This is a genomic window from Schaalia sp. Marseille-Q2122, from assembly GCF_903645355.1.
Taxonomy (GTDB): domain Bacteria; phylum Actinomycetota; class Actinomycetes; order Actinomycetales; family Actinomycetaceae; genus Pauljensenia.
The window spans coordinates 165,955-184,222 of sequence record NZ_CAHJXR010000005.1 but is presented as its reverse complement, the minus strand read 5'-3'; the positions used below and the strand labels follow the sequence as shown (position 1 = coordinate 184,222).

14 protein-coding genes are annotated in these 18,268 nt (G+C 60.2%); 7 read left to right on the top strand and 7 right to left on the bottom strand.

The genetic code is table 11. The features are described from left to right. Positions 1-125 precede the first annotated feature (125 nt). Positions 126-3,011 (top strand): leucine--tRNA ligase, encoded by a 2,886-nt coding sequence (locus tag HWX48_RS06940; RefSeq protein ID WP_175956258.1) that lies wholly within the window; start codon positions 126-128, stop codon positions 3,009-3,011. Positions 3,012-3,133: 122 nt separating this feature from the next. Continuing rightward, positions 3,134-4,108, top strand: coding sequence for an Fpg/Nei family DNA glycosylase (locus tag HWX48_RS06935; protein WP_175955980.1), 975 nt, complete (start codon positions 3,134-3,136; stop codon positions 4,106-4,108). Between the two features lie 18 nt (positions 4,109-4,126). Here the strand turns inward: HWX48_RS06935 and HWX48_RS06930 are convergent, their stop codons facing one another. The 4 genes from HWX48_RS06930 to HWX48_RS06915 all read right to left on the bottom strand — a co-directional run bounded on the left by HWX48_RS06930 (position 4,127) and on the right by HWX48_RS06915 (position 7,429). Continuing rightward, on the bottom strand, positions 4,127-4,621 hold the full coding sequence (locus HWX48_RS06930) for a GNAT family N-acetyltransferase (RefSeq protein ID WP_175955978.1): 495 nt from the start codon (positions 4,619-4,621) through the stop codon (positions 4,127-4,129). Between the two features lie 167 nt (positions 4,622-4,788). After that, positions 4,789-5,490, bottom strand: coding sequence for a serine O-acetyltransferase (gene cysE, locus HWX48_RS06925; RefSeq protein WP_175955976.1), 702 nt, complete (start codon positions 5,488-5,490; stop codon positions 4,789-4,791). Between the two features lie 117 nt (positions 5,491-5,607). Then, on the bottom strand, positions 5,608-6,540 hold the full coding sequence (gene cysK / locus HWX48_RS06920; protein ID WP_175955974.1) for a cysteine synthase A: 933 nt from the start codon (positions 6,538-6,540) through the stop codon (positions 5,608-5,610). A 232-nt stretch (positions 6,541-6,772) separates the two neighbouring features. Beyond that, a complete protein-coding gene (locus HWX48_RS06915) occupies positions 6,773-7,429 on the bottom strand; it encodes a YigZ family protein (RefSeq protein ID WP_175955972.1) in 657 nt (218 codons plus the stop codon). Positions 7,430-7,742: 313 nt separating this feature from the next. Between HWX48_RS06915 and rpmF the strand changes: the two genes are divergently transcribed. After that, a complete protein-coding gene (rpmF, locus tag HWX48_RS06910) occupies positions 7,743-7,913 on the top strand; it encodes a 50S ribosomal protein L32 (protein ID WP_124871324.1) in 171 nt (56 codons plus the stop codon). A gap of 166 nt (positions 7,914-8,079) precedes the next feature. Here rpmF and HWX48_RS06905 read toward each other — a convergent pair whose 3' ends face one another. Then, positions 8,080-9,564, bottom strand: coding sequence for a flotillin family protein (locus tag HWX48_RS06905; protein ID WP_175955970.1), 1,485 nt, complete (start codon positions 9,562-9,564; stop codon positions 8,080-8,082). Between the two features lie 606 nt (positions 9,565-10,170). Here HWX48_RS06905 and HWX48_RS06900 point away from each other — a divergent pair. The 4 genes from HWX48_RS06900 (at position 10,171) to HWX48_RS06885 (ending at position 14,902) form a co-directional block, all read left to right on the top strand. After that, positions 10,171-11,223: a Gfo/Idh/MocA family oxidoreductase gene (locus HWX48_RS06900; RefSeq protein ID WP_175955968.1), complete on the top strand. Its 1,053-nt coding sequence runs from the start codon at positions 10,171-10,173 to the stop codon at positions 11,221-11,223. A 41-nt stretch (positions 11,224-11,264) separates the two neighbouring features. After that, on the top strand, positions 11,265-12,800 hold the full coding sequence (locus HWX48_RS06895) for a sugar ABC transporter ATP-binding protein (protein ID WP_175955965.1): 1,536 nt from the start codon (positions 11,265-11,267) through the stop codon (positions 12,798-12,800). Beyond that, positions 12,797-13,819 (top strand): ABC transporter permease, encoded by a 1,023-nt coding sequence (locus tag HWX48_RS06890; protein ID WP_175955963.1) that lies wholly within the window; start codon positions 12,797-12,799, stop codon positions 13,817-13,819. Before HWX48_RS06895 ends, HWX48_RS06890 begins: the two co-directional genes overlap by 4 nt. 87 nt (positions 13,820-13,906) lie before the next feature. Next, positions 13,907-14,902 carry an ABC transporter substrate-binding protein gene (locus tag HWX48_RS06885; RefSeq protein WP_175955961.1) on the top strand — a complete coding sequence of 332 codons (996 nt, stop codon included), beginning with the start codon at positions 13,907-13,909 and terminating at the stop codon, positions 14,900-14,902. 199 nt (positions 14,903-15,101) lie between these two features. Here HWX48_RS06885 and HWX48_RS06880 read toward each other — a convergent pair whose 3' ends face one another. Then, positions 15,102-15,854: a sulfite exporter TauE/SafE family protein gene (locus HWX48_RS06880; RefSeq protein ID WP_175955959.1), complete on the bottom strand. Its 753-nt coding sequence runs from the start codon at positions 15,852-15,854 to the stop codon at positions 15,102-15,104. A gap of 158 nt (positions 15,855-16,012) precedes the next feature. Beyond that, positions 16,013-18,031: a hypothetical protein gene (locus HWX48_RS06875; protein ID WP_175955957.1), complete on the bottom strand. Its 2,019-nt coding sequence runs from the start codon at positions 18,029-18,031 to the stop codon at positions 16,013-16,015. Between the last annotated feature and the right edge of the window lie 237 nt (positions 18,032-18,268).

The window sequence follows — 18,268 nt, the reverse complement described above, 5'->3', positions numbered from 1 at the left end:
ACGGGGTGAATGAGCTACCCTTGAAGGGTTGATTTCACGGAAGAAATGGGAGACACCACGTGAGTGAGGACCAGGCCGTTCAGGCGCCTGTGGCAACTGAGCCCACCTACCGCTACACCGCCGAAATGGCCGGTGACATCGAACAAAAATGGCAGGAACGCTGGGAGGAACTCGGCACCTTCCACGCTGACAATCCCGTCGGCGACCTTGTCGGCCCCCTCGCCGAGCGTGCCCCCTTCTTCCTTCTGGACATGTTCCCCTACCCCTCGGGTAAAGGCCTGCACGTGGGCCACCCCCTGGGCTACATTGCGACCGACACCGTCGCACGATTCCGCCGCATGAAGGGCGACAACGTCCTCTACACCATGGGCTACGACGCCTTCGGCCTGCCCGCCGAGCAGTACGCCGTCCAGACCGGCCAGCACCCGCGCATTACCACCGAAGAAAACGTGGCGAATATGCGCCGCCAGCTGTCCCGCATGGGCCTGTCCTACGACTCTCGCCGCAGCTTGTCCACCACTGACGTGGACTACGTGCGTTGGACGCAGTGGATCTTCCTCCAGATCTTCAACTCCTGGTTTGATCCGGAAGCCACCGCCCCCGACGGCTCTATTGGCGCTGCCCGCCCCATTGACGAATTGCGTGCGAAGCTCACCTCCGGTGAGGTCGCCGTTCCCGACGGCCGCAACTGGGCTGAACTGAACGCCGTTGAACAAGCAAAGGTGGTTGACTCCTTCCGCTTGGCCTTCATCTCTGAAGCGCCCGTCAACTGGTGCCCCGGCCTGGGCACCGTTCTCGCCAACGAGGAAGTCACCGTCGATGGCCGCTCCGAACGCGGCAACTACCCCGTATTCAAGCGCAACCTGCGTCAGTGGATGATGCGTATCACCGCCTACGGCAAGCGCCTCACCGACGACCTTGACGGCATCGACTGGCCTGAGAAGGTGCGCACCATGCAGCGCAACTGGATCGGCCGTTCTGAGGGCGCCACCGTGCGTTTCGAGGTGCCCGCAGCCCACGAGGTCGGCGCCGCAACCTCGAGCCTGGATGTCTACACCACGCGCCCCGACACCCTCTTTGGTGCGACCTTCATGGTGGTCGCCCCCGAGCACCCGATCCTGGGGGGCACCGTCGCCGGTGAGGCCGCAGACGCCGAGGCGCTGACCGTGCCCGCCACCTGGCCTGAAGGCACCAAGGATGCCTGGACCGGAGGGGCCGGCACCCCCGTGGAAGCCGTCGCCGCCTACTGCGGGCAGGCAGCAGCCAAGTCTGAAACGGAACGCACCGCTGACGACCGTGAAAAGACAGGTGTCTTTACCGGCCTCTTCGGCGTGAATCCCGTGGATGGACGCCAGGTGCCGATCTTCGTCGCCGACTACGTCCTGTGGGGCTATGGCACGGGCGCCATTATGGCCGTCCCCGCCCATGACGAGCGCGACTGGGCTTTCGCCACGAAGTATGAGCTCGACATTATCCGCACTATTGGCCCCGCTGATGACCCCTACGGTCACGACCTGAGCGAGAGCGCCTACACGGGCGATGGCATCGCTGTTGACTCTGCCAATGACGAGCTCTCCCTCAACGGCCTGTCCAAGGACGAGGCTAAGGCCGCCATGATCGAATGGCTCGTTGCCAAGGGGCTGGGCGAAGGTACCGTCACCTACCGCCTGCGCGACTGGCTCTTCTCCCGCCAGCGCTACTGGGGTGAGCCCTTCCCCATCGTGTGGGACGAGGACGGCCTGCCCCACGGCGTGCCCGAGGATATGCTGCCCGTCGAACTGCCTGAGATCAGCGACTACTCGCCCCGCACCTTCGACCCCGAAGACGCCAACTCTGAGCCTGAAGCTCCGCTGGGCCGCGCTCAAGAATGGGTCAATGTTGAGCTTGATCTGGGGGATGGCCCCAAGATGTACCGCCGCGAAACGAACACTATGCCCCAGTGGGCAGGCTCGTGCTGGTACGAAATGCGCTACACCGATCCTCATAACGATGAGGCCTTCTCCGCCTTGGAGAACCTCAACTACTGGATGGGGCCGCGCGAGGGCAAGCCTATGGGCGGTACTGATCTGTACATCGGTGGCGTCGAGCACGCGGTGTTGCACCTGCTCTACGCGCGCTTCTGGCAAAAGGTCCTTTTCGACCTGGGCCACGTGCCTGACGCTGAGCCCTACCATCGCCTCTTCAACCAGGGCTACGTCCAGGCTTACGCCTACAAGGACGCGCGCGGCCAGTACGTGCCAGCTGACGAGGTTGAGGGCGACGCTGAGGCTGGCTTCACCTGGCAGGGCGAACCCGTCACCCAGGAATACGGCAAGATGGGTAAGTCGCTGAAGAACATCGTCACCCCCGACGAGATGTATGACGCCTACGGCGCCGACGTCTTCCGCGTCTACGAGATGAGCATGGGGCCGCTGGACCTGTCCCGCCCCTGGGACACCCGCGCCGTTGTTGGCTCGCAGCGTTTCCTCCAGCGCCTGTGGCGTAACGTCATTGACGAGGCCACCGGTCAGGTCACCGTTTCTGACGAACCTGCCGATCTGGAAACCAAGCGCCTCGTGGCTCGCACGATTGCTGATGCCACTGTTGAGTTCGAGAACCTGCGTATTAACACGGGTATCGCCAAGCTCATCGTCCTCAACAATCACCTGACGGGTCTGCCCGTGGTGCCTCGTGAAGCCATCGAGCCCCTGGTTCTCATGGTCTCTCCGGTCGCTCCGCACATTGCTGAGGAGCTCTGGGAGCGTCTCGGCCACAGTGAGTCCCTGGCCCGCGTGCCCTTCCCCCTGGTGGAGGATGAGTCCTTGCTGGTGGAGGACTCTGTCACCTGCGTTATCCAGGTCAATGGCAAGGTGCGTGCCCGCCTTGAGGTTGCCCCCTCGATTAGCGAGGACGACCTGCGTGCTGCCGCCTTGGAGTGTGAGCCGATCGCTCGCGCTTTGGATGGTGCTGAGCCGCTCAAGGTCATTGTGCGCGCACCGAATCTGGTGAATGTGGTGCTGCCGCGTAAGTGATGGCTACCTCGGGCGCGAGAGCCGAATATTGTCCATGATGGTGTTGGCAGGGGCGCAAGCCTCTGCCAACACCATTGTCATCACGCCACTGCATGATAGGTCTGCGATGAAAGAAGAGTTCCATGCCTGAAGGTGATGCCGTGCGGCGTCTTGCCACCACATTGACCGATGTCTTTGGTGGGCAGAGCTGTGAATTGAGCTCCCCGCAGGGGCGTTTTGCCTCCTCAGCGGCATTGCTTGACGGGTGGGTGATGGAGCGCGTCCACGCTCACGGCAAGCACATGTTTATTGGCTTCGTCCCGCCGGAGCTCTCCGACGGCGGCGAGGCAGACATTGATCACTGGATCCACATCCACCTAGGACTGTATGGCACCTGGCGATTCAGCGGCGATGAAAGCCTCGTGGACCACGGGCATGGCGTGGTTGAGCGCCTCGCCCCCGAACCTGCGCGCCCCGGCCCCGAGGGCGCCCACAAGGCCGAGCGGTGGAATTCAGGTGGTTCCTACGAGGGAGGCGCCTGGAATCCGCCTGCTCCTATCGGCCAAGTGCGGCTGCGTATCCTCACCCCCTACGCGGTGGGAGACCTGTCTGGCCCCAACCGCTGCGAGGTGATTACCGACGCTGAACGGCAGGTGGCCCTGGCAAAGCTGGGCCCCGATCCGCTGGTTCCCGGCGCGCGCGACGATCAGGAGGCGACAGAAGCATTCGTTCAGGCTGTGCGCTCTCGTAAGCGAGCAATTGGAGAGCTCATGATGGATCAGTCGATTGTTGCAGGAGTGGGCAATATCTACCGCGCAGACATTCTTTTCCTCGCGGGGCTTTCGCCCATGAGGACAGGGAATCGCATTGCTGCTTCGCGGGTGGCAGAGCTGTGGCGACTCACCTGTGACATTATGAACCGAGGGCTGGCGGCCGGGCGCCTCGATACGATGGACCCGCAGGAAGCCCCCGAACAGGAGATTCCAGGGGATGCGGAGGCCTCGCGCTGGTACGTCTACCACCGGACGGGCCGCCCCTGCCTACGTTGCGGGACGCCCGTGGCGGAAAAGCCCATGCAGGGGCGTCGTTTGTTCTGGTGCCCCAGTTGCCAGCGCTAAGGGCGCTCTCCGCGACTTTTAGGCGGGGACGTCGGTGAAGCCCAATAGCTCGTAGAGCTTTGCAGCAGCCCCGTGACGTGGCCCTACCCTGAGGGTCAGGGATCCCCAACCCCATTCGATAGCGCGCCGCGCCAGTTCGGCAACGAGGCCGGTGGCGATGCCGCGGCGACGATACTCGGGATCAACCATGAGGTCGATGACGCATGGGCCAGTGGGGAAGTCATCCCAGGGGGATTGGGCAACGCAGAGAATAGCTCCCACCAGCAGCCCGTCGTCCCAGGCTCCGATAAAGGAATGATCGAGAGGCTCGCCAAAAGCTCCCTCGAAACACATGCGCATTTCTTCCGCTGATTCCCACAGGTTCTCTGCGGTGGGGGGTTCGTCATAGGCGACGACGTGCAGCGCTGCGAGTGCGGGAATGTCGTAGCGCGTGAGAGAGGCGACCTCGAGGCCTTCAAGACGCTCGACATCCGCCAATACATCCAGATCTGCTCGTAAGGTACGTTCGCTCATACACCCAGTGTAGGTGAGCTGGGCCACAAAAGATAGGCAATTGCGGGAGTGGCGCACGAGTGCAGCGAATACGCCTTGGGTGAGGGGAGGTCGCCTCGTCGGAGACTAAGAGCACTCTCAACACGAAGGCGCGTCTTGGAGACGCAGCTCAGCAAGCGCTACCGGCCTCAGATAAAGAGGGACGGGTCGCCTTCCTCAGCCATCTGCTGTGCGCGCTTGGCCAGCAACTCAGCGGCAATGCGCTCTGCCTCTTCCTCAAAGCCCGCCTCGTGGCAGTTCGGATCAACAATCAGATCCTCATCGCACTCATCGTGGACCTTCGGTGGACGAATCGAGGCTGGAATACCAATGGCCACTGAACCGCACGGCACATCCTTCGTGACCACCGCATTGGCGCCGATCTTGACATTATTGCCAATCTCAATGGGGCCCAGAACCTTCGCCCCGGCACCGATCATCACGTGATTACCGACAGTGGGGTGTCGCTTGCCAGGATTCATGGACACGCCACCCAGGGTCACGCCATGGAAGATCACGACATCCTCGCCAACTTCTGCCGTTTCGCCAATAACAACGCCTGTCGCGTGATCAATAAAGACGCGCCGACCAATGGTGGCGCCGGGGTGAATATCCACCCCGGTGAAGGTACGGGCAAAGGAAGAGACCATACGAGCGGTTGTCGACCAACGGCGTTTCCACAGGCCATGAGCCATACGGTGAGCCCAGATCGCGTGCACTCCCGGATAGGTCAGGGCAATCTCCACGCGTGAGGTCGCAGCGGGGTCGCGGCGACGCACATTATCAAGGTCCTCACGCATCAGGGCGAAGAATCCCGGGCGCGGTGTGGGACTGTGCGGTGTTGAAGTCATGGTGGCCTCACTTGGGGGACGGCAACTGGGATACACGCTAACAGTGCGTGCGCGAGGTGAGTGGTGCGGGGGCCGCATATTGAGCGTGACGGCCCCCGCAGCACTCCACGGCGAGCGTCAGTCGCGCAGATCCTCAAACAGGGGGGTGGAGAGGTAGCGCTCACCCGTGTCAGGAAGGATCACGACGATCGTCTTTCCGGCATTCTCAGGACGGGCTGACACCTCGGCGGCAACCGCCAGTGCAGCACCGGAAGAAATGCCCACCAGCAGGCCCTCCTCAGCGGCAGCGCGGCGTGCGAAAGACATGGCGGTAGCAGTGTTGACGTCAATGACCTCGTCAACGACGGAAGCATCGTAGGTCTGTGCGACGAAGTTCGGCCCCATGCCCTGAATGCCGTGGGGGGAGGGGGAGCCGCCGGTCAGTAGGGGAGATTCCTCGGGTTGGGCGGCGATAATCTGAACGCCGGGGACGCGCTCCTTCAGGACGGCGCCCACGCCCGACACGGTGCCGCCAGTGCCGACGCCCGCAATGAAGATATCCACTGCGCCATCGGTATCGGCCAGAATCTCTTCCACGGTCGTGCGACGGTGGACGGCAGGGTTGGCAGGGTTCGTGAACTGGGAGGCAATGATGGAACCGGGGCGCTCATCGCGGATTTCCTCAGCCTTCGCCACCGACCCCTTGATCCCTTCAGCGGGATCAGTGAGGATCAGCTCTGCGCCGAAAGCGCGCATGAGAATACGGCGCTCCACCGACATGGACGAGGGCATCGTGATGACCACCTTGTAGCCGCGAGCTGCCCCCACCATTGCCAGGGCAACACCGGTGTTCCCCGAGGTGGCTTCGATGATGGTGCCGCCGGGCTGGAGATCGCCCGACGCTTCGGCGGCGTCAATAATGGAGGCCGCGATACGGTCCTTGACAGAGGAGGCGGGGTTGAAAGATTCGACCTTGGCCAGGACCGTCGCATCGGGCGAGGTCAGGCGGTTAATGCGCACCAGGGGAGTGCGGCCAATGAGTTCAGTGATGTTTTGAGCAATAGCAGCCATGGGTTTTCCTTCAATAGGTTGTGTCGGCAAAGAGTGCCGTGAAGAGGCATGAATCTCGCGCGGGAGAGGATGGGCGGATAGGGCGAGTGTGGGCGCGGAGAAGCTATCCGCCCTACATACAGTCGGCGTGGCAATGCGCAAAAGAAATAACGTAGGCCCCACGCATGGGCAGCGCGAAGGAATCCCCATCTGGGTGGATATCAATACGCACGCTGTTCATCACGAAAACACTTTATGCCTGTGGGGAAGGGATGTCGACTTCAACGACTGTGGCTCCCGCCATCTGAAACTCTGCCACGCCGCCCGTGAGTTGGGCGAGGCGTTCCTGTAAGAACGCAACCTCGGAAGCGTCGGTGCCGATGCGGAGCGCAACGTCAGCGCCCCATTGGGTGTCGAGCACCTGGGCGCCGCAGTGGCGCAGGTCGGCCTCGATACGCCCCGCATCAGTGGGGGAGAGGTGCGCTTCAAGGACGGTCATGGCGCGCAACTCTGCACGGGGAGCCAGGGCGAGGGCTTCGGACACGGCGGTAGAGTAGGCGCGCACGAGGCCACCTGCGCCCAGTAGGATTCCGCCAAAGTAGCGCGTCACGACGGCTGTCACATTCCACACGCCTGCGGCGCGCAGGGCTTCAAGCATTGGTGTGCCAGCTGTGCCTGAGGGTTCGCCATCGTCACTGGAGTGCTGGTGGGGATTACGCCCATCAACCTGAATGAGGTATGCCGAGCAGTTGTGGCGAGCCTGAGGGTGTTCGCTTTTGACGGCGTCAATGAGGGCCTGGGCGTCTTGGGGGGAATCGGTGCGTGCGATCGTTGCGATGAAGCGGGAGCGCTTAATCTCGATGTCGTGAGTGAGGAGGGTGCCGGAGCGGATCGTGGAGATCGCTGTCATCTCTCCTCCATGACGTGGGACGTGGGTGGTGCTGGTGGGTGGGGCGGATACGAGCGATGATGAACGAGGCTCACGCCGCCTTCCTTTAGCCTAGTGCCTCGCGTGAGAAGGTGGCGAGTATCGCATGGGGAAAGGCGGATGTGGTTGGGAGAACCTGGGGTTAGCGTGCTAACCTTGTCGGGTTGCCGGAACGCGATCGATCTCAATGCGTCGCACCGCAGCGCACTTGACCGAGGCTATCGCCAGGTAGTTAGGGAGGGTGCTGCGCCGGTAAGTCGACAATCAACCTGAGAGATAGAGGAGCGGTAGGGTCATGGCAGTTCCCAAGCGCAAGATGTCCCGTGCAAACACCCGCACTCGCCGGTCTGCATGGAAGGCCGACCTGACCGAGCTGAACACCATTAAGGTGAACGGCCGCGAGGTCCGCGTCCCCCGTCGCCTGGCGAAGGCCTACAAGAACGGCCTGCTGGACGTCGAGGCCTGATTAACGCACGAGGAAACCCGGTACCGCATGGTGCCGGGTTTTTCTTATGCCCAGCCTGCCCTGTCAGTTAGGCGGAGGGCTTCCCATGAACTTGGGCCCCTGAGTGGCGCGTCGTGTCCGTAATGGAAGGCGCAACTCAGGGGCCCGAGTCAGGAACGAGCGGGCGTCACTCGGCTGCGGGGGTCGCATCCTTTGTGTGTGCTGAAAGTTCCTCACCAATGGCCCTGCCCATGGCAGCACCCTCGATGCGGCCCTGAATGAGGGCACCCATATCGATACCGGTGGCTGCCTTCACGGTGGCGAAAGTGCTGGCAAGAGCGGTGCTCTGCTCGCCGTTGAAGTGTTCGGCCATGGACGAGTCAGCACCTCCAATTAGTGTTACTTCACCGACGTTGGAGTAGCCCTCAGCGAAGGAGGACATAAGAGAGGGCAGGGTTTCCAGAGCACGGACGGCCAAAAGTGCCTGCTGGTTGTAGGACAGAGCGTCGGCTTCTTGACGCAGGGCCTCGGCGCGGGCGCGGCCCTCAGCCTCGATAGCCTCGGCATTAGCACTGGCCTTCAAGCGGATGCCTTCTGCTTCCTTTTCAGCTTGGAAGCGGCGTGCCTCGGCATCCTTTTCTGCCTCGAAGAGGCGGGCCTCAGCCTGACGTTCGATAATGCTGGCCTTTGCTTCAGCATCCTTGATCTGCTCGTAGGCGCGGGCCTCAGCAGCCTTCGTTTGCTCGTAGGCCTTTGCCTCGGCGTCCTGCTCGCGGCGGTAGCGGTCGGCTTCTGCCGTGCGGCGAACCTCGGCGTCAAGCTGAGCTTGACGGTTGAGGGCTTCCTGCTCGAGGACACGCTGTTGGGCTTGAGCGCGTGCGAGGGCTTCGGCCTGCTCGGCTTCTGCCTGGGCCTTGCCGACTTCAGCTTCGGCGTTGGCGCGGTTTTGATCAAGGCGCGTCTGTTCGACGAGGTTTTCTTCGTCGGTGGCGATTTGGCGCTGAGTGATCGCACGCTCGGCGTTGGTTTGGGCGATCTCAGCTTCGCGGCGCTTGGCCTGGATCTGAGGAACGCCGAGGCTTTGGATGTAGCCCACAGCGTCGGTAATGCCCTTGATCTGGAAGGAGTCGAGGATCAAACCCTGCTCTTCAAGCTCAGCGGAGACATCGGTGGCAATCTGATCGGAGAACTTCTTGCGGTCACGCATGAGCACTTCGACGCTCAAGGTGGCGACGACGCCGCGGAGGGCGCCTTCGAGCTGCTCGGTGGTGAAGTGCTCAATGGCGCTGTCTTGGCTGGCAAAACGTTCGGCGGCGCGACGTACGAGGGTGGGGGAGGAGCCGATCTTGACGATGGCAACGCCCTCGACCTGCAAGGTCACGTTGTCTTCGGACTGCGCTTCAGCCTGCAAGGACACCTGGCGTGAGCGCAGGGAGATTGTTTCAGCGCGCTGTGTAATGGGGTTAATGAGGGCGCGACCGTTGACGACGACAGTCACGGGAGAGGTCTCTCCATCAATGGTCTGCTTGCGACCACTGATGACCAGGGCTTCGTCGGGCGAGGCCACGCGGATCCAGCGGCGCAGGCCGAAAAGGATGAGGCCAAAGACGAGGGCAAAGAGGGCAAGGATGATGAGGAAGGGGATAAGGAGCTCAATGAGCACGGTGGTCATGCGATCAGACTTTCATTGGGTGTCCGGACATGGGGGGATCATGGGGCTCAGGAGAGCGAAGCTCCAAGAATCCTGTAATTGACCTTAATAGCGTAACTGTTTCTGAGGGAAGATGTGGGTGAATTGGAGGGGAGTTGGTGGTTGGGGTGGGGCGAAACGCCCACCCTGGCTGGATTTGTGCTGGGATCTTCCTGATTTTTGTCTGTGTAATAACGCTCTCGATGGGGGAGGGGGAGGGGGGAGGTGCTTCTTCTTTCCCTGGGGCAAAGTGTTCGAAGCGGCGTGTTCCTGCGCCTCTTCGGGTGCTGATCCATCGCCTCCCGATGCTGTGGCACGGTGAGAATGCTGACTGGGTGAGCTCATCTCAATGTTGCGATTGTGTCGCATTGTCAGCATTGGTATTTCGTATGTCTTTACAAAGTAGTCTTCTGGTGTACGATCGTGAACAGAGCGACAAAGTAGTTGCTCGCTAAAGGAAGCGATGATCGTCTCCTGTATAGGGAGGCCCCAAAGGAGGGGTCGAAATCGGTCAAAGCGCCAGAAAATCTCATATTTGTCCAAGGGCGGACGAATGGCGGGATCAGTGACAATGCAAGGAGACTGCAGATGACGCAGCAGCACAATGAGAAGGCGACCCGTATCGCCCTCATCGGAGTTGGACGCATCGGAGTGGGCCACGGCGCAGCGCTAGTGACAATCCCTGATATACACCTAACAATCTGCGATGTCGACCCTCACCGAGCACAGCAAGTCGCCGACGACCTCGCCACCCAACACCCTGGCACCACCGTCAACCATGCCACTCCCGACGAAGTCTTCGCCCACCCCGAGCACTACGACGGCATTGTCATCGCCACACCCACGGCAACCCACGAAGAACTCATCCTTCGCTGCGCCGCAGCGAAACTCCCCTTCTTCTGTGAAAAGCCCGTCGCCGTCGACCTTGACGGCACCCTTCGTTGCATTCGAGCCGTCCAAGCCGCCGGCATCGCCTCGCAAATCGGCTTCCAACGCCGCTTCGACCCCGCCTACGCCGAAGCCCGCCGCCGCGTCCACAACGGAGAACTCGGCGAAGTCCACCGCGTCCACATGATGACCTGCGACCAAAACCCACCCCCCGAATACTTCGTCGCAGAATCCGGTGGCATCTGGCGCGACTGCCTCATCCACGACTTTGACATCCTCCGCTGGGTCACCGGCCGCGAAGTTGACGAGGTCTTCGCCTACGGAGCAGTCCGCGGAGCCGACTACTTCCGCACCCACGGAGACGTCGACGAAGGCGTCGCCCTCCTACGAATGGACGACGACACCCTCGTCACCGCCCACACCTCACGAAACAACGGCCAAGGCTACGACGTCCGCATGGAAATCTCCGGCACCACCGCCAATGCCACCGTCGGACTCGAACCCAAGGTTCCCCTCGTCAGCGTCGAACCAGGTGTCACCTTCCCCGACGACGAACCATGGGTGGACTTCATCGCACGATTCCGCCACTGCTACGACATCGAACTGCGCGCATTCGTTGACGTCGTCAGAGGGATAACGCCAAGCCCCTGCCCCATCGAAGACGCCCTCGAAGCACTCCACATCGCTTTAGCCGTTGGCAAATCACGCGAAGAAGGACGCCCTGTCAAGCTGTCGGAAATCCGCCAGCACTAAACCATCACCCCCGCGGCACACGAGAGAAAAGGAAGGACCACATGGCTATTGACACCACTGTGGTGCCTCTCATTGAGGCAAAAGGGATAACAAAGAAGTTCCCCGGTGTGCTAGCTCTCGATGATGCGCAGTTCGCGCTGCGCCCAGGAGAGGTACACGCCCTCGTCGGCGAAAATGGCGCCGGCAAATCCACGATGATGAAAGTCCTCGGAGGTATCTACACCCCCGATGCTGGAAGCGTCTTCCTTGATGGACAAGAGACCCGCATCAGCGGACCCCTTGACGCCCAAAACAAGGGCATCTCCATCATCCACCAGGAGCTCAACCTCATGCCCGACCTGACGGTCGCAGAGAACATCTTCTTCGGGCGTGAACCCTGGACAGGCACCCGATTCACCCTCTCACCCAAGAAACTCCTTGCAGAGACGCGAGAACTCCTGGACCGAATCGGCCTCGACCTCGACCCAGAAGTCAAGGTCGGACACCTGACAGTAGCCAACCAACAGATGGTGGAAATCGCCAAGGCCCTCTCCTTCGAGGCAAAAGTCCTCATCATGGACGAGCCCACGGCAGCGCTCACCCAACGCGAAGTCGAAGCCCTCTTCCAAGTGATGGAAGACTTCGTCTCACCCACCACCGGTATCGTCTACATCTCTCACCGCATGGAAGAGATCAAACGCGTCTCCAATGCCATCACCGTCATGCGAGATGGGCGCTGGATCTCCACCGACGCCGCCGAAGACCTCGAAATCGACGACATCATCGAGCGCATGGTCGGGCGCCAAATCGTCTCCAACATCCGCCCCGAACCCCTCCCAGACGGACGAGAAACCGTCCTTGAAGTGCGCGGACTCTCCACCCGCGATCTCCTCAAAGACGTCTCCTTCGACCTCAAACGCGGCGAAATCCTCGGCTTTGCCGGTCTCGTCGGCGCCGGACGCACCGAAGTAGCGCGAGCCCTCATCGGCGCTGACCCCATCACCGCAGGGGAAATCTTCATCAAAGGCGCAAACGTCAAGATCAAGAGCCCCGAAGACGCCGTCCGCCAATCCATCGCCTACCTCTCCGAAGATCGCAAACAATTCGGTCTGCTCTTGGATAAAGACCTCATTATTAACACGGGCCTGCCGTCCTACCGCATCTGGTCACGAGCCAGCATCGTTGACGACTCTAAAGCCGAGGAAGTAGCCGAAACCTACGTCAAGCGACTCCGCGTCAAAACCCCCTCCGTCCACCAACGCGCCAAGAACCTCTCCGGCGGCAACCAACAAAAGGTCGTCCTCGCCAAATGGCTGGCACGTGACTGCGAGATCCTCATCTTCGATGAACCCACCCGAGGGATTGACGTCGGCGCGAAAGATGAAATCTACGACCTGCTCGGCGAACTCGTCGCCCAAGGCAAATCCATCATCGTGATCTCCTCTGAGATCCCAGAAGTCCTCCGTCTGTCCCAACGCATCGTTGTCATGTGGGAAGGCCAAGTGACCGGCATTCTGACCAATGAAGAAGCCACCCAAAACTCGATTATGACCCTCGCCACCGGGCAGGGAATCAGCACGACAAAGGAGTCAGCGTGAGCACCACACCCACTTCCGCAGCCTCGGCCCCCGCCGACGTGACACGCCCCAGCGACGCAATGTTGTACTTCCGTCGCCACGCCTCCCAAGTGCTGGTTCTCGTCTCCGAAATCATCCTGATTATCGGATTCTCCCTGGCGAGCCCCTACTTTTTCCAGGTCAACAACTTCTCCGCACTCCTCCTTGACGCCTCCGTCTACATCCTCCTGGCCCTTGGCCTGACCTTCGTCATCGCTACCGGCGGCATCGACCTGACCCCGGGCTTTGGCATCGCCTTCACCGGCGTCTGCCTCGCCGTGGCCATGAAATGGGCGCTCAACGCAGGCCTACCCATGTGGCTGTGCATCCTCATCGGCGTCATCGTCGGCATAGCCTCAGGCGCAGTCCTCGGCGCCGCCAACGGCCTCATGGTCGCCTACCTCAATATGCAGCCCATGATCGCCACCCTGGCCATGATGCTCGTCGCCTGGGGCCTGGCCATGGTCCTCTCCGGCACCTCTGCCATCCCCCTCACTGAGTTCACCACCTTCCTTGAACTCGGACAAGGACGAACCCTCGGCCTGACGAACGCCATGTACCTCATCCTCATTGCCGCCCTCATTGCCGCCTTCCTCCTCAACCGCACCCTCATCGGCCGTTACGCACTGGCAATGGGCTCCAATGAAGAAGCTACCCGCCTGTCCGGTGTTAACGTCCAACGGTGGAAGTTCCGCGTCTACATGCTCGCCGGTTCCTTCACCGGCCTAGCAGGCGTGCTCATGGCCTCACGCCTCGCCTCCGGTAAACCCGACGTCGGCCAGTCCTACGAAATGTACGCCATTGCCGCGGCCGTCCTCGGTGGCGCCTCCCTGCGAGGCGGTAAAGCCTCCGTATTCGGCTCGGTCATCGGCGCCATTCTCATCGCCACCATCCGCAACGGCGCCGTACTCATGGGCATTCCCGACCAGTGGCAAAAGGTCCTCCTCGGTGCCGTCGTTCTCGCTGCGGTCTACCTCGATACCCGCCGCCGCGACCAATAATCCATCCACCCCCCACGCGGCAGCCAGCCGCATCCCAGATTTCAGTGTCCAGCAACAGCTGGTCTGACAAGAGAAATGAGGAAGAACATGAAGCTCACCAAGCCGCTCGCACTGGTAGCAGCACTGGCGCTGTCCGCCGTGAGCCTGAGCGCATGCTCGGGTGACACTGCCTCCAGCTCGGGCGCCTCCGGCGCTCCCACAGCTGATGGCACCAACAAGTCCATCGCCGTCGTCGCCAAGGGCTACGCCAGCCCCTTCTGGGCAGCCGTCAAGTCCGGCGTCGAAGCTGCAGGCAAGGACCTCGGCTACGAAGTCACCTTCAACGGCCCCGACAATGAAACGGACGTCACCCGCCAAAACGACCAGCTCAACCAGGCGCTCGTGCGCAACCCCGCTGCACTGGCCTTCGCAGCACTTGACTCCACCGCACAGTCCTCTGTGCTGCAGCAATTTGCAGACGCTGGCATTCCCGTCGTCGCCTTCGACTCGGGCGTTCCCGGTTCCGACATTCCCCTGACCACCGTCGCCACCGACAACAAGGCCGCCGCAGCAGAAGGCGCAAAGAACCTCTCCGACCTCATCGGCAAGAAGGGGAAAGTCGCCATCATCTGCCACTCGCAGACCTCGCTGACCGGCCAGGACCGCGAGCAGGGTTTCCGTGAATGGCTGGCAACCAACGCCCCTGAGGTTGAGGTCGTTGAGGTCCAATACAATAACTCCGACCAGGCTGTCGCCCAGCAGCAAGCAGGCGCAATCCTGCAGGCACACCCCGACCTAGCTGGCCTCTTTGCCACTGATGACGACGGTGCTGTCGCCGCTGCGCAGGCAGCGAAGACCGCCGGGCGTGGTGAAGTGAAGATCGTTGGCTTCGACTCGGGTAAGCCCCAGCTTGAACTCATCAAGGAAGGCGTGATTGCAGGCTCGATCACCCAGAACCCCTTCCAGATGGGCTACGACACCATTGTCTCCGTCGATAAGGTCCTCAAGGGTGAAAAGCTTGAGAAGTTCACTGACTCCGGCTTCTACTGGTACGACGCGAGCAACCTTGACGATCCGAATATCCAGAAGGCTGTCTACGAGTGATCGGTGGGGGCGCATCTCCCCCCTTCCTCCAGCCTTCGCCTGTAGTCTCCCGTGATTGACTCCACGGGGTGATGGAAACGCGATGCCCGCCACCGGAAGAACCCGGTGGCGGGCATCGCTGTTCACAAAGGAGAAAACTGTGACAGCTCCTGTGTTTCAGGCATTGCTGCATGAGGCGCCGAGGTCAAGCGAAGGATCGTCATACAAGCAGATACAGCGACGACACGACGGTGAGAGACACAATCAGAGGAGTGAAAAACTCTGGCTTGATTGAACGGATGAATGCGCGCCCAATAGCAATGCCAAGAAGGAGCGGAGCTAGCAAGGCAAGAGCTGTTGAAAGAGAAGTCGCTGAGTACAGCCCCAGGCTGTACTGGAAGGGAATCTTCATCAGATTCACGGCAAAAAAGAAATACGCCTGGGTGCCGAGGAAACGAACCATATCCATCCCAGAAGCGACAAAATATAAGGTCATTGGAGGCCCGCCAGCATTTGCCACCATCGTCGTGAAGCCTCCAAGAGCGCCATAGAACCAGCGTGCGGGAGCACTACGAGAAAACAATTGAGCATCATGCCGTGTGGAATGTAAAAGAACGAGGGTCCCTGCGGTGAGCAGTAAAAGGATCACGCCGATCAGGCGACGAAGTTGCTCACTGCTCAGAAGCCACACAATGAGAACCCCACATAACAGGCCGATGAGAACCGGTGGAACGAGGCGTCGAAGTATCAGCCAATCTACATGGTGGCGGTATAACCAAATAGCAAATAGATCCCCCACTAGTAAGAGGCCGAGCATAATCGCTGTGGATTCTCGTGCTGGAAGAATCGCAGCGAAGAGAGCCATAGAAAAGGTGACAAGACCCGGTAGCGCAGTCTTTGCAATCCCAATAAGAAATGCCGCAACCACAAGAATGCCCCAAGCAACGGGGCTCAGATCGTACAGAGGCAGCATAAGACTAGTAGTGGACTCTGTGGGTGAGGGAGGGAGATAAACGAGAGTCGAGGAGATAGAGGGAGGTTGGGAAGAGCGGGCAAATAAGAGAATAGGTGAGGGGAATACCGATGGCATTCCCCTCACCTATATGCGGGTGTCAAATGCTCATCGATGAATCACTGACGCGTGCGTGCACGAAGAGTGATCATGGCAATCGCTCCGCCACCGAGCGCGAGGAGAGCAACAAGAGAGAGCAGGGTGGAATCGAAACCAGTCTTGGCAACCTTCGGTTTAACCGAGGTGCTCTTCGCATCCTTTGCCTTCGAGTCTGCCTTAGGCTTTTCCGAAGTCTGAGGATTCTTGGGAGTTTGGTTGTCATCCGGCTTAGAAATGCTCTTGCAGTTCAGTGTTGCTGGATCAACGAGGGTGAGGGTTTTAGCCTCGCCGCGCTTGATGAATCGATCAGACTTACCAACGGTGAGTTGGAGTGTGGTGTCATACAGGGCGGGGGCGTAGGCCTTTTCCGCATCGAACCAGTAGGCCTGGACAGTGAGAGGCTTGGTGTAGTCGAAGACGAAGGCCGGGTAGGCGGCCTGAATGTCCTTGGCGGTGAGCTTGCCTTCGGTCCAGAGCTTGTCGCGCAGTTCTTCCTTGAGGGAAATGCTCTTACCGTCGTAGGTTGCGACGAAACGATAGTTGGCGTGCTTTTGAGCCTTGTCCACCATCATCGCGTTATCGGTGGGCTTACCAGCCTCACACTGAGCAGCAGTGAGAGTAAAAGTGGGGACGGTAATGTCGTCTGCGCTGTCCTTAGGAGCAGGAACAGCCGGAGTGCAGTTCAGTGTTGCCGGGTCAACGAGGGTGAGGGTCTTGGCCTCGCCGCGCTTGATGAAACGAGCAGAGTCGCCGACAGTGAGTTTGAGCGCGGTGTCGTACAGGGCGGGGGCGTAGGCCTTTTCCGCATCGAACCAGTAGGCCTGCACCATCAGCGGCTTGGTGTAGTCGAAGACGAAGGTTGGGTAGGCGGCCTTGATGTCGCTAGCGGTGAGCTTGCCTTCGGTCCACAGCTTGTTGCGAAGCTCTTCCTTGAGGGAAATGCTCTTACCGTCGTAGGTTGCGACGAAACGATAGTTGGCGTGCTTTTGAGCCTTGTCTACCGTCATGACGTTATCGGTAGCCTTACCAGCCTCACACTGAGCAGCAGTGAGCGTAAAAGTGGGGACGGTAATGTCGTCTGCGCTGTCCTTAGGAGCAGGAGCAGCCGGAGTGCAGTTCAGTGTTGCCGGGTCAGCGAGGGTGAGGGTCTTGGCCTCGCCGCGCTTGATGAAACGAGCAGAGTCGCCGACAGTGAGTTTAAGTGCGGTGTCGTACAGGGCGGGGGCGTAAGCCTTTTCTGCATCGAACCAGTAAGCCTGCACCATCAGCGGCTTGGTGTAGTCGAAGACGAAGGTTGGGTAGGCGGCCTTGATGTCGCTAGCGGTGAGCTTGCCTTCGGTCCACAGCTTGTTGCGAAGCTCTTCCTTGAGGGAAATGCTCTTACCGTCGTAGGTTGCGACGAAACGGTAGTTGGCGTGCTTTTGAGCCTTGTCCACCGTCATCACGTTATCGGTAGCCTCACCAGCCTCACACTGAGCAGCAGCGAGAGCGAAAGTGGGGACGGTAATGTCATCTGCGCTGTCCTTCGGAGCAGGAGCAGCCGGAGTGCAGTTCAGTGTTGCTGGGTCAACCAGGGTGATCTCATTCGAAGCGCCCAGAAGTACGGCCTCATTGAGAGGGCTACCGATTTGGAACTCAACAGTGGCTTCACGGTCTGCCAGGTGAGACAGCTTATTTTTGCCATTATTGAACCAATAGGATTTGATGACAACTTTTTGTCCGTAGGCGACTTTTAACTCAAGGGTAGAAAAGAGCGTTTTAGCATCCTGAGGGCCCTCCGCCAGCTTCTTTCGAAGTGGTGTTTTTATCTGCTTCGCAGGCTTGTTGTTAATCTCAATGACCAAGCGGTGTCCATTAGTGCCGAGGGCATCGAGACCGCTGACACTGATGGTGTTGCTCGGAGCACTGCACGTTGCTGCCGTCAGCTTAACGACGGGAACTGCTGGCTCAGATGAGGCCATTGCGCCGGGGATTGCAACAACCCCGAGTGTGGCGGCAAGGGCGCAGGTAGCCAGTGCCGCTCCAAACTTCTTGAACATGATGTCATTTCCTTCTGCGGGCGCAGGGGCCACCCGCATGGTTTGTACATCATTACCCTATCAGTGCGGCAAAGGATCGTGAAGGGTTTTAGGTAATGAAAATAGAAGCATTGTCACATTGGAAAAGGTGATATTTGGTCAGGAATACCTTCAAACCAGTGGTGATCTGCGATAGCACCCCCGACAGGACTCGAACCTGCAACCTCGGGATTAGAAGGCCCTTGCTCTATCCATTGA

Bases quoted from the DNA above. Each gene is read 5' to 3' on its own strand.
- HWX48_RS06940 (WP_175956258.1), top strand. From the start codon at position 126: ATGGCCGGTGACATCGAACAAAAATGGCAGGAACGCTGGGAGGAACTC.
- HWX48_RS06935 (WP_175955980.1), top strand. From the start codon at position 3,134: ATGCCTGAAGGTGATGCCGTGCGGCGTCTTGCCACCACATTGACCGAT.
- HWX48_RS06930 (WP_175955978.1), bottom strand. From the start codon at position 4,621: ATGAGCGAACGTACCTTACGAGCAGATCTGGATGTATTGGCGGATGTC.
- cysE (WP_175955976.1), bottom strand. From the start codon at position 5,490: ATGACTTCAACACCGCACAGTCCCACACCGCGCCCGGGATTCTTCGCC.
- cysK (WP_175955974.1), bottom strand. From the start codon at position 6,540: ATGGCTGCTATTGCTCAAAACATCACTGAACTCATTGGCCGCACTCCC.
- HWX48_RS06915 (WP_175955972.1), bottom strand. From the start codon at position 7,429: ATGACAGCGATCTCCACGATCCGCTCCGGCACCCTCCTCACTCACGAC.
- rpmF (WP_124871324.1), top strand. From the start codon at position 7,743: ATGGCAGTTCCCAAGCGCAAGATGTCCCGTGCAAACACCCGCACTCGC.
- HWX48_RS06905 (WP_175955970.1), bottom strand. From the start codon at position 9,564: ATGACCACCGTGCTCATTGAGCTCCTTATCCCCTTCCTCATCATCCTT.
- HWX48_RS06900 (WP_175955968.1), top strand. From the start codon at position 10,171: ATGACGCAGCAGCACAATGAGAAGGCGACCCGTATCGCCCTCATCGGA.
- HWX48_RS06895 (WP_175955965.1), top strand. From the start codon at position 11,265: ATGGCTATTGACACCACTGTGGTGCCTCTCATTGAGGCAAAAGGGATA.
- HWX48_RS06885 (WP_175955961.1), top strand. From the start codon at position 13,907: ATGAAGCTCACCAAGCCGCTCGCACTGGTAGCAGCACTGGCGCTGTCC.
- HWX48_RS06880 (WP_175955959.1), bottom strand. From the start codon at position 15,854: ATGCTGCCTCTGTACGATCTGAGCCCCGTTGCTTGGGGCATTCTTGTG.
- HWX48_RS06875 (WP_175955957.1), bottom strand. From the start codon at position 18,031: ATGTTCAAGAAGTTTGGAGCGGCACTGGCTACCTGCGCCCTTGCCGCC.